The 13,804-nt window shown below is 68.5% G+C and carries 14 protein-coding genes; 8 read left to right on the top strand and 6 right to left on the bottom strand.

Annotation, left to right across the window (positions count from 1 at the left end):
• Positions 1-405 precede the first annotated feature (405 nt).
• Together C1A33_RS09675 and C1A33_RS38305 are read right to left on the bottom strand one after the other, a co-directional pair.
• A complete protein-coding gene (locus tag C1A33_RS09675; protein ID WP_101831182.1) occupies positions 406-1,788 on the bottom strand; it encodes a multidrug effflux MFS transporter in 1,383 nt (460 codons plus the stop codon).
• Between the two features lie 7 nt (positions 1,789-1,795).
• A complete protein-coding gene (locus C1A33_RS38305; RefSeq protein WP_101831183.1) occupies positions 1,796-3,265 on the bottom strand; it encodes an alpha/beta fold hydrolase in 1,470 nt (489 codons plus the stop codon).
• Positions 3,266-3,348: 83 nt separating this feature from the next.
• Here C1A33_RS38305 and C1A33_RS09685 point away from each other — a divergent pair, with 83 nt between their 5' ends.
• From C1A33_RS09685 to C1A33_RS09710, 5 genes are all read left to right on the top strand, one after another.
• Entirely contained in the window at positions 3,349-3,924 is a 576-nt protein-coding gene (locus tag C1A33_RS09685) for a CGNR zinc finger domain-containing protein (protein WP_101831184.1), read from the top strand.
• 273 nt (positions 3,925-4,197) lie between these two features.
• Positions 4,198-4,356, top strand: a complete 159-nt coding sequence (locus C1A33_RS09690) for a hypothetical protein (protein ID WP_243407364.1) — start codon at positions 4,198-4,200, stop codon at positions 4,354-4,356.
• 1,389 nt (positions 4,357-5,745) lie between these two features.
• The gene (locus tag C1A33_RS09700) at positions 5,746-6,072 is read left to right on the top strand and encodes a type II toxin-antitoxin system RelE/ParE family toxin (protein WP_101831185.1); all 327 of its coding nucleotides are present in this window, start codon (positions 5,746-5,748) and stop codon (positions 6,070-6,072) included.
• Complete coding sequence (locus C1A33_RS09705; RefSeq protein ID WP_101831186.1) at positions 6,072-6,389, top strand: helix-turn-helix transcriptional regulator; 318 nt, start codon at positions 6,072-6,074, stop codon at positions 6,387-6,389. The genes C1A33_RS09700 and C1A33_RS09705 overlap by 1 nt, the downstream gene beginning before the upstream one ends.
• Position 6,390: 1 nt before the next feature.
• Positions 6,391-7,125, top strand: a complete 735-nt coding sequence (locus C1A33_RS09710; RefSeq protein ID WP_207770241.1) for a putative immunity protein — start codon at positions 6,391-6,393, stop codon at positions 7,123-7,125.
• Positions 7,126-7,351: 226 nt separating this feature from the next.
• Here C1A33_RS09710 and C1A33_RS09715 read toward each other — a convergent pair whose 3' ends face one another.
• The 4 genes from C1A33_RS09715 to C1A33_RS09730 all read right to left on the bottom strand — a co-directional run bounded on the left by C1A33_RS09715 (position 7,352) and on the right by C1A33_RS09730 (position 11,993).
• Positions 7,352-7,714 (bottom strand): hypothetical protein, encoded by a 363-nt coding sequence (locus C1A33_RS09715; RefSeq protein WP_243407365.1) that lies wholly within the window; start codon positions 7,712-7,714, stop codon positions 7,352-7,354.
• A gap of 435 nt (positions 7,715-8,149) precedes the next feature.
• Entirely contained in the window at positions 8,150-9,817 is a 1,668-nt protein-coding gene (locus tag C1A33_RS09720) for a tetratricopeptide repeat protein (RefSeq protein WP_101831188.1), read from the bottom strand.
• Between the two features lie 77 nt (positions 9,818-9,894).
• Positions 9,895-10,716 carry a GNAT family N-acetyltransferase gene (locus C1A33_RS09725; RefSeq protein ID WP_101831189.1) on the bottom strand — a complete coding sequence of 274 codons (822 nt, stop codon included), beginning with the start codon at positions 10,714-10,716 and terminating at the stop codon, positions 9,895-9,897.
• A gap of 401 nt (positions 10,717-11,117) precedes the next feature.
• Entirely contained in the window at positions 11,118-11,993 is an 876-nt protein-coding gene (locus C1A33_RS09730; RefSeq protein WP_243407366.1) for an AraC family transcriptional regulator, read from the bottom strand.
• Positions 11,994-12,090: 97 nt separating this feature from the next.
• Between C1A33_RS09730 and C1A33_RS09735 the strand changes: the two genes are divergently transcribed.
• The 3 genes from C1A33_RS09735 to C1A33_RS09745 all read left to right on the top strand — a co-directional run.
• Positions 12,091-12,660: a class I SAM-dependent methyltransferase gene (locus tag C1A33_RS09735; protein WP_101831192.1), complete on the top strand. Its 570-nt coding sequence runs from the start codon at positions 12,091-12,093 to the stop codon at positions 12,658-12,660.
• A 727-nt stretch (positions 12,661-13,387) separates the two neighbouring features.
• Positions 13,388-13,552 (top strand): hypothetical protein, encoded by a 165-nt coding sequence (locus C1A33_RS09740; RefSeq protein ID WP_243407367.1) that lies wholly within the window; start codon positions 13,388-13,390, stop codon positions 13,550-13,552.
• On the top strand, positions 13,549-13,804 hold a 256-nt coding region (locus tag C1A33_RS09745), incomplete at its 3' end, for a type II toxin-antitoxin system VapC family toxin (RefSeq protein WP_341477209.1). The genes C1A33_RS09740 and C1A33_RS09745, both read left to right, overlap by 4 nt.

Consider the following 13,804-nt stretch of genomic DNA (forward strand, 5'->3'; position numbering starts at 1 on the left):
GGACCATGTGTACCAGCATCCGAACCGATTGATCTTGGTTGCTGGCCCTGAAATCACCATCCCGCCGGTCGCCTCGCGGGCTCTGACCAGGGACGATGCCTAGTGGCCGCGCCGACCGCAACATCGCCCACCAAACCGAACATGCGTTCCGTATACCTGGCGGTTCTGGGCACCCCAGCCCGTCCTGCCGACAGTCACATCCACGGACCGGCCGAGGCGTGGGACGTTCCCGGCGCCGGTCCACCGTCACCTGGGGCGGGCGTGTAAACCCGAGAAGGATTCGGGGTCAGTGCGGCTGGTCAAGTGGTCACGTCCGGTAACCCGAAGATTGAAGGATCGTCGGATACCCGTCCACATTTGTCCGCCGACGTCTGCCGATCCTAATCACGCACCTAGGATTTTCATTTAGGAATCGACTCGATGGTGTTCCGAGGGCTGGACCGGAGCGGCGAGAAAAGGGCTCGCGGGTCTCGGGTCAGATAGCCCTGCCACCGCCGGCCGTCCCTCGGCGGCATCCGTCGGCATATCAACCGACTCACCCGACTCGCCGGAGGACACGGACTGGTCTTGGAACACGGGCTCACCGGGGAACGCCGGTCCGGCGGGGGACGAGGACCCGGCGGAGGCCAGGGGACCACCGGGAGACAGAAGCGACATCGCAGCGGCCGCGGTGGACAGAACTGCGATGATCACCGCCATCGGCAGGGCGTCCCGCGAACCCCACCCGCCGGCCAGCGGCGCGGCGAACCCGCCGATGGCGAACTGGCTGAGACCGAGCAGGGCGGACGCGCTTCCGGCCATCGCCCGCGGCGCTCCGGCGACAGCGAGGGCGGCGCTGCCTGGCATGCTGAGCCCCACTCCCGCGACTACCAGCGCCAACGCCGGTAGCAGGAGGGCCAGGCTCCAACCGAACCCAGCGACCGGGAGCAGCGCGAGCGCGCCCACGAGGGAGACGGTCGCCCCGACGGTGAGCTGCCGCCGGGCGGGCAGGCGACTACCGAGTCGACCGGCGACGACGATGCCCAGGCCGTTGAGGGCGAACACGACGCTGAACCACTGGGCCGACAGGCCGTGGAGCTCCTGGAGGACGAACGTGGCACCGGCGATGTAGACGAACATCGCCGCGAACGCGAGACCGCCGGCCAGCGCTGGCATGACGAAGGCGCGGTCGGCGACAAGAGCGGCGAAGCTGCGGGCCGTCTCACCCAGGCCTCCGGCGCGCCGCAGGGTACGCGGCAGGGTCTCCTCGGTCCAGCGCAGTGTGGCGAGCAGGAGCAGCGCTCCCAGCATGGCGATGGCCACGAACACCCCCCGCCAGGAGGTGAGCCGTAGCACCTGCCCGCCGACCAGCGGAGCGATGATCGGGGCGGCCCCGGTGATCTGCATGAGCACGGAGAACACCCGCGCCACGGCGGCGCCCTCATACAGGTCACGGACGACGGCCCGGCCGATCACGATCGCGGCGCCGCCAGCCGCCCCCTGTACCAGCCGCGCCGCGATCAGTGTTTCGACCGATGGTGCCGCGGCGCACAACGCAGTGGACGCCGTATACAGCGCCAGGCCGGCGAGCAGAGGTGGGCGGCGGCCGTGTGCGTCGCTTAGCGGTCCCGCCACCGCCTGCCCCGCCGCCAGGCCGACCAGGCAGGCGGTAAGCGTGAGCTGGGCGCTGGATGTCCCCGAGGACAGATCCGCGGACAGTGCGGGAAGCCCGGGAAGGTACATGTCCACTGACAGTGGTCCGAGTGCCGCCAGCGCGGCCAGGACCAGCAGAAGCCGAGACCGTTTCATGGGCGGGCTAGTACCCGACGGTGAACCGCTGCTGGACGAACGATCCGCTCTCCAGCGCGTCGAGGACGGCCGACGCGTAGTCGCCGGTGGTGACGCGACTGTCGCCGCTGGCGTCGACGATCGGGGTGTCGCCGGCGGCGGTGCGGTAGGTGCCGGTCCTGTCTCCGGGGACGAGGTGGATCGGCGGCGGGCTGACGTAGGACCACCGCACGGCGGTGCTGGCCGCACGCAGGATGTCCAGAGCCTCGGCCTGGTCGCGGGCGGTCTGGACGTACTGGGCAGGGAAGTCGGGGCCGTCGACGAACCGCAGGCCGGGCGCGTACTCGAGGCTCCCGCCACCGCCCAGGAACACAAGCCGATCGACGCCAGCGGCCGGCAGGGCGTCGAGCAGTGCCTGGGCGCCACGGGGAACCAGTCGGTCCGGCCCCTTGACGGCGACGACGACGGCGTCGTGCCCGGAGACGGCGGCTGTGACGGACACCGGGTCGGTCACGTCGACTGCGTCGCGGTGCAGCGGCGTGACGTGGTGGCCGCGGGCGGTCGCTTCGGCAGCGACGACGCGGCCGAGCTGGCCGGTCGCTCCGATGACGGCGATCTTCATCGGAGCAACCGGCCAGACACGGTCGAGAAAGCCGGCGATCAGCGGAGCGATCTCGGGGAGCTTTTCCTCCAGGGCGAAGTGGCCGGTGTCGAACAGGTGCAATTCAGCGTCGGGCAGGTCGCGTCGGTAGGCGTGGGCACCTGCCTCGGTGAAGAACGCGTCGTTGCGGCCCCACACGACGAGGCTTGGCGGCTGGTGGGTACGCAGGTACGTCTGCCAGGTGGGATACCGGGTCACGTTGGAGTGGTAGTCCAGCGTCAGGTCGACCTGCGCGTCCTTACGTCCCGGCCGGTCCAGGAAGTGCTGGTCGAGGGTCCAGCCGTCCGGAGCGATCAGGGCGGGGTCGGTCACACCGCCGTCGTACTGGCTCCGGGTGACCGGCAACGTGAGGATGGCGCGGACGCGTTCCTCCGCGCCGTCGACACCGGGCCGGTTGGCGATCAGCTCGCGGGCGATCGGGCTCAGGCCCTCGTCGTACGCGTTCGCGTTCTGGATCACCAGACCGGCGATCCAGTCTGGATGGCGGGTGGCCAGGCGGAAACCGACCGGACCGCCGAAGTCGAACGCGTAGAGCACGAACCGGCGCAGGCCCAGCTTCCGAACGAAGCCTTCGATGATGTCGGCCAGCGCCTCGAAGGAGTAGGTGAACCCGTCGGGCGCCTCCGTGTGGCCGAAGCCAGGGTAGTCGGGCGCGATCAGCCGGTATCCGGTGCCGAGGGCGTCCATCAGCCGGCGGAACTGGTGCGACGCCGACGGGAAGCCGTGCAGCAGCATCATCGTGGGCGCGTTGGCTGGCCCGGTCGCGCGGTAGAAGACCTGGACGCCCGCCACGTCGACGAAGCGGTGTTCCACCTGTGGAACCGGCGCGACTGTCATGTCACATGCCTCCTCATGGCAGGTTTCCATTAGTCGTAGCCGATCGCTCACTAACATGTCAAGAGGTCGATGTAGCATTAGGCATGCTCGACGTCGACTTCCCGCTGACCGGCGAGCCGCTCATCCTCGATCTGGTCAACACCCGCCCACACACCGCCGCCGGACCGATGGACCTGCTGTCCACCCCGGCCGGGCTCCAGGCGTGGCTGGGCATCCAGGCCTACCGCCTCCTCACCCCGGTGCCCGTGACGGCGCCCACCGAGGCCGATCTCGCTGCCGTGCACGCCGTCCGCGAGCACTCCGCAACGGCCATCGACCACGCCCGGCGCGGCGAGTGCCCGCCCCGGGCGGCGCTACACGCGCTCAGTTCGGCGTTGGGTGACGCACCGGCCTACCGCGAACTCGGCTGGGACGGCACCGCCGTCACCTCGACCCCCCGGCGCGCCGGGTCACTCGGCGCGCGCCTGGCGGCCGAACTCGCCGAGGCCGCCGCCGACCTGCTCACCAACCCTCAGACCATCGCCCTGGTGCGGGCCTGCGCGGCAGAGGACTGCGTCTTGCTGTTCCTGCCCGCGCACCCCCGGCGCCGCTGGTGTTCGGCCAGCCGCTGCGGCAACCGTGCCCGCGTGGCCCGCTACTACCAGCGTCATAAGTCATAAGTCGCCGCTGACGGGAGGCCCGGCCACAGGCTGCCTGGCGGAAGCATGAGGATCTGAACCGGCCGGCCGCAGGAGGTAACCAGTGACCGAGACGCCGTACTCGACGGGGCAGTGATCGCGATGGGGCAGTGATCGGGGTCGCTGCTGCCGTGGTGCTACATAGGGCGCCATGGGCGTGGTGACCCGGGGCGTCCGTCTGGCGGCGGGCCTCGTTCCTCTGCTTCTCGTGACCGCGGCCTGTGCCGGAGCCGTGGAGGCGCTGATCTGAGCTGCGTGACGGCCCGCGGTGACGAAGCGACGAGGCTGCTGGCCGCGGCGCGCACGGCCGCGACCACCACCCCGTGGACGTCGGGTGGCAGGAAGTGGCGGGTGAGTCTGCGCCCGCTGCTGCCAGACGGGTCCGGCTGCGCGGACCTGCGGCCGACCGGCTGAGCTGCGTACCGGCCACGCGGCGGGCGGCTGCCCGTCGTGGTCAGGGCCGGGTGAAGGTCACGTGAGTGACACCCAGTGGGCCGTCGGCTCCGCTCCCGTCGCCGGCGGTTCACCCTGCATGGAACCGAACGCCCTGGTGCAGGAGAACCAGTCCATCAGGAGCCGTGCAACGAGATGAACCGCTTGAGCTTGCCGGTCGAGGCGTGCCGGGGGATCTGCTCCACGACGCCTACGCTGGTGTCGGGATTCCTCATCCCGTGCGGCTGTAGCGCGCGGTCCAGCGCCGCGGCCAGCGCGGCGACGTCGGGCGACCCAACCCGAGCACGTCCGCCCCGCCCACGGTCTGCCGCACCTGATGCTCCGCCTTCGGCTCGCTGCGGCGTTCACCGAGCTCGCACGCGCCGTCTGACCGCGGTCGCGGAGACCCCCGGCGTACGCCGCGTCCTCGCAATGCAACAGCGCCGCCCCAGCCGCGTAGGGCCGAGCGTCCGGGTCAGCCGCCCCGGGCCATAGGCGCACAGGATCATGATCCGGATGGCGCCGAGCGCTGGCCCCGTCGCGACCGTAGGTAGCCGCTTGCGTCGAAGCCAACTGGGACTCGAACCACCGAGCCGGGCGTCTGACCAGCCCATCGGTCGGTGCGCCGGCCGCGCAAATCGATAGATCCAATCTATATGCCCAGGTCAAATGGTTCGTGACGCAGCGCGGTGGACCATGTGTACCAGCATACGAACCGATTGATCTTGGTTGCGGGCCCTGAAATTTCCGTGCGGCCGGTCGCTACCCGGGCCCCGACCAGGGACGATGCCCCGTGAGCGCGCCAACCAGAACATCGTTTATCGAATCGAACAGGCGTTCCGTATACCTGGCTGCCTCGGGCGCTCCGGCCCGTCTCGTGACTGTGATCGTCAGCGTCGTGGTCGCGTTGACCTTCTGCTGCGGGTCAGGAACGTCCTCGCGCTCGGGCTACGTCTCGGTGTTCCGATGTGGGTAGCGTCGCTCGTGGCGCCCGCAGCCGACCTGTCGGTCGTCGGCCTGTTCAGCAGCCGACAACTCGCTGTGGACGGCGGGCCGGCGGAGGTGCTGCGTTCGGCGCGGAGGCTGTCCACCAGCGGTCGAGGCCACGCAGCGCGCCGATGAAGTACGGGGCGGCGGGACGTCGCCGGCCGGCGGGCGGTGGCCCGCAGGACGACACGGCCGGCGTAGGCGGCCTGCGCGAGGGCGAGGCCAAGCCGAAGGCCGCGCAGCGGGACACCCTCAGCCGTGTGACGACCGCCCCGTTACCCCCCGCGGCCGGGTGGGCGCGTGGGCGGACTCACGACGCTGACCGTGCTGGCAGGGGTTGAGGTCCCGGCACAACGGTAATAACGTGGTCGTTATCATGGTTGCATGTCCTGGGACGTCGTGGTCCACCCTGATGCGGTCGACGAGTTGGCCGAGCTCCCCGCCAACGAGCGCACAGCGATCGACAACGCCCTCGACAAGCTGCGAGAACGCGGCACGGATCTTCCGTTCCCACATACCAGTGCCGTCGTGGGCGCCGACCACCTGTGGGAGCTACGTCCCCGAGGTGGCGACAGCCCGTGGCGGGCGTTCTACCGGCGGATGGGGGCAAAGCTCGTCGTCGTTGGCGCCATCGGCCACCATGACATGCGGAAGTACAAGCGGGCAGTCGCCCTGGCCGTGGAACGGCTCAACGACCTGAAGGAGGACTGATGAAGCTGTCGGAGCTCAAGACCCTCGGCCAGGTCATCGAAGAGCACCGCCAGGACCCGGAGTTCCGCGAGGAGTGGGATGCGCTGGCGTTCGCCCGGAAGGTCGCCAACCAGGTGATCGCATACCGGGTCGAGCACGGCCTCACGCAGCGGGCGTTCGCCGAGCAGGTCGGCCTCAAGCAGCCCGCTGTTGCGCGCTTGGAGATTGCCGAGACGCAGCCACGGCTCGAAACGCTGGCGAAGCTCAGCAAGGCCACCGGTCTGACCTTCGACCTTCACGTCGCCAACGGAGCCGTCGAGATCGTTCAGGTCGCCTAGAGTGTGTATTGAGGTCTTGGCCAGGGCGGGCCTGTTCGATGACACGGTCTGGTGTTCGCTGACTGTGGGTGGCCACCAGGATCTGCCCACTGGCGGGCCGCTTCGTCACTCCGGGTGGCAGCTGCCGCCGAGGCGCTCGCGCTGGGAGGTGGCGCTCGGCGCTTCTGATCAGCTATGTAAAGTCAGCGTGGTGGGATCTCCACAGACGCTCAGCGAAGCCGAGAGACGTCTTGTCGCCGCGTGGGCCGCTGATTGCGCAGAGCGGGTTCTGGGGCTGTTCGAGGCCGAAGCTCCAAAGGATGACCGCCCTCGCACTGCCATCGCCCGGACCCGGGCGTTCGCTCGGGGAGAGTTGAACACTGCCGAGGAGATCCGCCGTCGATTCGTCGGTGGCGTCGCTGCCAGTGATGTGAAGGCTCCCGCGGCGGCTGCCGCTGCCCGATCCGCCGGTCAAGCCGTAGCCATCTGTCACATGGGCGCGCATGCACTGGGCGCCGCCGCGTATGCAGCCAAAGCAGCCGGCCTGGCGGCGCCCGGCCGGCCAGAAGCCGTCAAGGACGAGATCCGCTGGCAGCTCGATCACACGACGGCAGAGGTCCGGGCCGCCCTGCGAACCCTCCCGCCTGTCGGCGAGAATCGGTCAGGCCCGCTCGGACCCGGGCTCCTCGCGTCAGGCCAACTCGGCACGATCATTCGTGACCTTCAAGCCGGTCTTGCCCTGGCCGACCGGGATTGATCCGAAAATGCGGTCGTTATCAACGTAGTGCGATCGGTGGCCTTCAGCCCCTTCGCGCCATTACTCGGTGTGGTGGTGGCTCGTCGCGGCGTCGTGCGACGTAGTGCTGGACGGTGGAGTAGGAGACGTCGGTCATCCTGTGGTCGGCCCTGAGTCGGTCGAAGATCCTCTGGATGGTGAGGGGCCGCGGGGGCCGCGGGCCTAGCCGGTCGAATCCGGCACGGCGTTAGGCGCCCGGGCCGGAGAGCTGTGTGACGGTCTTCAGGTCCGCGCTGACCTGGTAGGTCACCGTCGCGTCGGTTTTGGTGCCGACAACGAGGTAGGAGCCGTCGGGGTTCTTGCGCACGCTGGTGACCACGACGAGCGAGTCCTTGGCCTGAACCGCCGCAGTCACCTGCGCGATCTCACTCGCCGACAGCGACGTGCCCACGGACGTGGACAGCCCGGTCGCACCGTCCGCGCTTGCACCGAGGGCGGCGGCGGAGGACACCGTGGCCGCGTTCGCCGTCGCCGCGCCACCGAAGGCAAGCCCCGCAGCAGCCGCGACGGTCGTGAGGCCGAGGCCGATCTTTTGAAGACGCATGGTCATGGCTCCCGTCTCACGTGAGGCGGGCCGATATGGCCCGCACTGTCATTCCTGAATCGACATCCCGTTCGTATACCGCTGGACTAAACCCTTTATCCCCGGGGAAAATCCTTCCCGGCTTCCATGGGCTTTGGTACGTCCAGTCGGAATGTCGGGCACGTCCCAGGCGTGGCGACAATACTACAACCTGAAAAGCCGGCCGGAAGCCATCTGATCCGTCGCACATGCGACAGTATGAGGCGGCACCTACTTCATACCCGATATGGGTTGGCCCACGATGCCGAGCATATTAAACATGCAGTCCATCACAGGTCGACTTTCGTGGGACTGTAACGCCCGACCGGACTTCTATCCGTCGCGATGCCTCGCCCCGCCCGGCCAGCTTGCTGTCGCCGAGGTGGTCGTGACCCTTTCTGGCCTACCGGCGCCGCTTGGGGGTCAGGCCCTCGGCGGGCGGTCGGCCAGGTGGTCGCGGAGTTCGGCGAGGTTTGCTTCGCTGTCTCGGATCAGGCCGTGGGCGTGTCCGAGCAGCCGTGCGGCGTCGGCGATGAGCGTCTGCCAGAGTTCGACGGCGCGGGTCGGGTCGCCGGTTTCGGCGGTCCAGATCGCGATCTCGAAGCGGCTGGCGAGCGCGACGAGGTGGTCGCCTCCCAGGTCGGTGTGCGCGATGGACGAGACCTCTTGGGCGATGCGGAGTGCCTCGGCGGGTTGGCCGGTATCGCCGGTGTGCCGGGCGACGTCGAGGCAGGCCATCAGGGATTGAGGATCGCGGTCACCGAATGCTCCGGCCGCGTGGGCGGCGACTTGTTCGGCCAGGCGCAACGCTGTCGCGGCGTCGCCCTGCGCCGCAGACAGACCGGCGAGATAGCGACGGACATCGTAGGTCAGCCTGTCGTGGTCGCCCCACCGGTCAACGGAGTCTGCTTCGAGGTCTCGCAGGAGCTGGATCGCTCCGGCCCTGTCGCCGGCAGCATCGGTCCAGAGCGCGATCTCGAAGCGGCTGGAGGCGGTCGCGGGGTCGTCATCGCCAAGCTCGCGCTGATAGCCGGCAGCGACCTCGCGGGCGATCTCCAGCGCACGCTGGGGGTCGCCGGCCTTTCCGACCCAGCGCGCCAGGACAAGCCGGCTGTTCAGGGCGATCAGGTGAGTTGGCCCGAAGTGTTCAGATGCGTCGGCGGCTTCCTGTTCGGCGAGCTGGAGCGCCTCGTCGATGTGGCCGGCATTCCCGGTCCACCAGGCCAGTTCAATGCGCAGACTGTGGATCTCGGCGGGGTCGAATCGGGTCGAGTCGTGGCGTGCTTCCTCGATAGCTGCACGCAGGACGTCCGCTGCCTCGTTCTCCTGGAACAGGTAGCCGAGGCAGTGGGCGAGGCCCGCGGCGGCGGGCGGGTAGCCGCCGTCGAGAGACTGGCGGAAGGCGGCGACTGCCTGGGTCGGATGCCCTCGCCCCCATGCAGCCCATCCAATGCCTGCCGCGTCCTCGGGCCCGGCCCAGCGCAGCAGGCTCGTCCATGTGGCCTCTGGGACGCGACCCGCCTGGGGGTCGAGGTCCACCGCATCCAGGAGATAGTCGAAGCTGCTGTAGCGGTCCTCGCCGTCACTGGCGAGCAGGCTCGCGGTGGCCAGGATCGTCTCGGTGGCCCAGGCGACAGCCTGCTCCCAGGGTTCCGGGCGCAGCCGTTCACCACCGCGTTCCGCCAGATAGCCCTCATGAAGGCCCCGCAGCACCGAAAGCGGCGCGCCGGTCCGGCAGCCCGCCCGTCCGGCATCCACGGCCGCGGCGACAAGCGCAGCACCGCGCGGATGCTCGCCCGGCGCCCAGCCGTTCAGCCACCGGGCGAGCAGATCCGGTCCGGCCGCCAGGTACTCCGCGATGCCGTACCGATCGGCATGCTCCAACGCCGAGGCGATCTCCGAATCATCCCGAAGCTGCTCGGCGCGAGCGAGTTCCGCAGATGACCACGAACGGGCCAGCCGGATCTCGGTCGCAAGGCCCAGTACCTCCCGGCCCGCGGCCGACCCCTCCCCGCCAGCGCGTTCGCCCGAGGCGTCGGGCCGTCCACGAAAACGGGCATGCTCCTGGGCCCGCATCGTCGCCAGCACCACTCTGTCCGCCACCAGCTGATCGGCCCCGTCCGTCCGAGTAGCGGGCTGACCGAGAAGCTCGGCCAGGTGATGAACGGTCAGCCCGCCCGGACCCAGGTAGCGCTCCAGATCATCCAGCCACAGGACGGACTGCCGCTTCTCACGTGCGGCAGCCAGCGCCCCGCTGATGGACGCATGCCGGAATCGCGTAGCGCGCGGTTGTGGCGATGCGCCACACGATGGACCAGACGACGTCGAAGTACGCGTGCTCGGCGATGTTGCGGAACCCTGTTCTCGTAGCGGAGATCGACGATCTCGAAGCCAAGCGTCGCGCCGGGCGCCAGTACATACAGCGGGTCGCCGTCCGAGGAGTCGGTGTCGTCGCCGCGCGCCACCGAACCGAAGACGGACAGCTCGGCGACACCGTAGCGCCGACACACCTCCGCGATCCGGCTGTCACGAAGATCAACGGCCACCTGGCCGTCATCGCCTTCTGGCAGCCACGTCCGCAGATGGCGCACTGGATCAAATGCCTCGTGCCGCATAGCGACGCTTGGGCCGGCATCCCGGTCATCCCACGGCTCCCCTCGGACCGTGAAGCCCGCCCGCTCGTAGAAGGGGACGGCTGGAAGCCGAGCGTTACACCACAGGATCCCCCCGCCCCCTGCACCCACGTGCATGACAAGCGAGGCGAGCAGCTGTGCGCCGACTCCGCAGCGCCGGTGGTCGACGTCGGTGGCCATCCAACGCAGCCGCCACCCGGCCTCGCCCCACGGCGATTCCTCCCTGATCACCGTGCCAGTCCCGACAACCTCGTCGCGGACGGTCAGGCTCGGACGCAGTACCCGCTGCCGCAAAGCGAACGTCTCCTCGACAGCGACATACTCAAGTCGGACGTCCGCTACCCATTCCGCGCACACAGCGCAATTGTCGTCGCCCGAGCATGCACCGAGACTGCCCGCCGAGCGCTGGCCCTGTCACTACCAGCGGTAGCCATTTACATCAAAGCCAACGGGGACTCGAACCACCGAGGCGAGCATCTGACCAGTCCATCTATTGACATCCAGGCGGCGCATATCGATAGATCAAATCTATCGACCCAGGTCAGGTGGTTCGTGACGGAACGCGGTGGACCCTCTGTACCGGCATCCGAACCGATCGATCTTGGTTCCGGGCCCTGAAATCACTGTCCGTCCGGTCGCCACACGGGCCCTGACCAGGGATGACATCCAGTGAACACCCAACCGCCGCCATCATCTACCGGATCGAACATGTGTTCCGTGCGCCGGGTAGTTCCAGGGGCTCGGTCTGCCCGGTCAGGTCATCGTCGCGCTGTCGCGCGACGGCGGTAGGCGGACGGTGTTTCGCCGGTCTGGCGGGTGAACGCGCGCGAGAAGGCGCTCAGGCTCTCAAAGCCGACTTCGACGGCCACTTCGAGGATGGTCGAGGTCGGCTCGGCCAGCATGGTCATCGCCCGCAGCAGCCTCGCTTGGACGAGGTAGCCATGCCAGGACAGCCCGGTCGAGGCCAAGAATCTGCGCCGAAGTGTGCGCTCCGATGCACCCACCTCGCGGCAAACCGCTGGATGCGTGACGTGCGCCAAATACCGGTCCGTGTAGGCGATCGCGGCCGCGACCAGCGGATCGTCGCTGAGCGGAAGGCAGAGGGGAGTCTCCGCGTCGAGGTGTTCGGCGACGAGAGTGGCCAGCGTCCGGAAATAGCTGTCGGTGTCCGGGTCGCTCACCGCTCGATCGATCGGCCACCGGCCGGCGTAGACGATCATTTCTCGTATGACGGGTGTCACCGCGATGATCCTGACACGGTTGTCCGTGTGCGAGACGAACGCGGGGTCGAAGAAGACTGACATCGTCTTCACCCGATTAGCGATCTTTGTTCGATGCGGCAGGCCAGCGGGGATCCACGCGCCCAGCGCGGGCGGTAGCAGGTAACGGCCCGCGGACGTCTCGACTCCCATCGTGCCGTGGAACGAATACTCGATCTGATGCAGGTCGTGGGCGTGCCATCCGGTCCGCAGCCCGTCACGGCCCAGCTCGCCGCCAGCGACGCCGAGGACGACCGTGTCGCCGTCGAAGGCGTAGGTGCCGGCCGCAACATCGGTGTTCTGGCGCATCTGGACGAGGCCAGAGCTGTCCGTTCTAGGCAAATCTCTGGCCGATTTCGCGGAGACGGCCGTCACGGCAGGAGCGTAGACATGACCGAGAGCGGGGAGCACGGCCTGCTCGCATCGACTCCACTCGACCTGCGCGAGACCCATGAACAAGGGACGTGACGAGATGAACGAAGGTCACCTTCGGTACCTGGCCAGCCCGGAATGGGCCGAGACCTTGCGCCGGGACCTGCTGCCGTGGCTGACGCGGGTCGTCGACCTCGGTGACGACGTGCTCGAGATCGGTCCGGGTCCGGGGCTGACCACCGATCTGCTGCGAGAGCGGGTCCTCACCGTCACGGCGGTCGAGCTCGACGCCAGCCTCGCCGCGGCGTTGGCCGAACGGCTGGCTGGCACCGGAACTCGCGTGCTGCACGCCGATGCCACCGCGACCGACCTGCCGGCGAACCGATTCTCGACCGTCACGGCGTTCTCGATGCTGCACCACATGCCCTCCCCCGACCATCAGGACCGGCTGTTCGCGGAGGTCTGTCGCATGCTGCGGCCTGGCGGGACGTTCGTCGGCGTCGACGGCAAGGACGTGCCGAGGATCCGAGACGCCCACGTGGGCGACGTCTTCGTCCCGGTCGATCCGGACCGGCTGGCGGCTAGGCTCGTCGCCGCCGGCCTCAGCAACGCCACGATCGAGGACGGCGAGATCCAGTTCCGCTTCACCGCCCGCAAGGACGCTCAATAGGACAGCTCCCAGAGTCTTGTCGCCGCTCGTCGTGCCATCGACGCTGAATGTGGCAACAAGTACAGCACATCACGCCGGGTCGCGATACTCACGAACGGCCGGTACCCACCAACAGCGCGCAGGTCGCCAGCGCGAGCAACCTCGCACAACCACAACCGACGCCAGGCGACCCGAATCCCGCACCGACAGTCACCGCTGGAGTCGGTCGGCTCGGGAATCCCGGCATTGTACGAACCGGCCCCGCGCCTGCTGACCTGCACCTACGGAACCCGCCGACCACTCCAGACGATAGGCCGGACCTATTTGTCCAGGTCAGACGGTGGATACGGAGCGTGGTGGACCATGTGTACCAGCATCCGAACCGTTCGATCTTGGTTGCTGGCCCCGAAATCACCGTCCGACCGGTCACTACCCGGGCCCTTACCAGGGACGATGTCCAGTAACCGCGTCGACATCCACATTATCCAGTGCATCGAACAGGCGTTCCGAATCTGGCGGCTCCAGACGCCTCACGCCATCCCATAGCCATGATCGTCGGCTTACAGTAGTGGTCGCGTTGGCGCTCCCGTTCCAGGTCGAACACGCTTGCGTGTGAAGACGGCGGTACGTCGTGTGGCTCGCGTCCCGGTGGATCTCGGTTGCGGGCGATGGGTCGGTCGTATCCTGGGCAGGTGAGCACCCTGCGGGACGAGCTGCACAGCTGATCGACCGCCTACCCGAGTCGCAGGTGGCGCCGATCCTCGCGCTCGTGCGCGAGAGCGCGCCCACCGACGACGGCGGCGACGAGTGGCCACTGCCGGATTTCGTCGGCGCGCTGGCCAGTGGCAAGGGTGATCTCGCCGCCCGTTCGGCTGAGATCCTGCGCGCGGAACTCGGGCGCGACCCCGAGTGATCGTCTGGGACACCGGGCCGCTGATCGCCGCTGCAGACAGCGACGACGAGCACCATGCCCGCAGCGTCGCACTCATGCGGCGCACGCCCCGGCCGCTCCTCGTTCCCTATCCCGTCCTCACCGAAGTCTGCTTCATGCTCGAACGCGAGAAGGGCACCCGTGCCGAGGCCGCGTTCCTGCGCTCCATCAGCACGGGTCAGATCAGCCTGATCCCGCTTGCTCGCCAGGACCTCGACCGGATGGTCGAGCTGG

It is taken from the genome of Frankia canadensis, from assembly GCF_900197875.1.
GTDB lineage: Bacteria > Actinomycetota > Actinomycetes > Frankiales > Frankiaceae > Frankia > Frankia canadensis.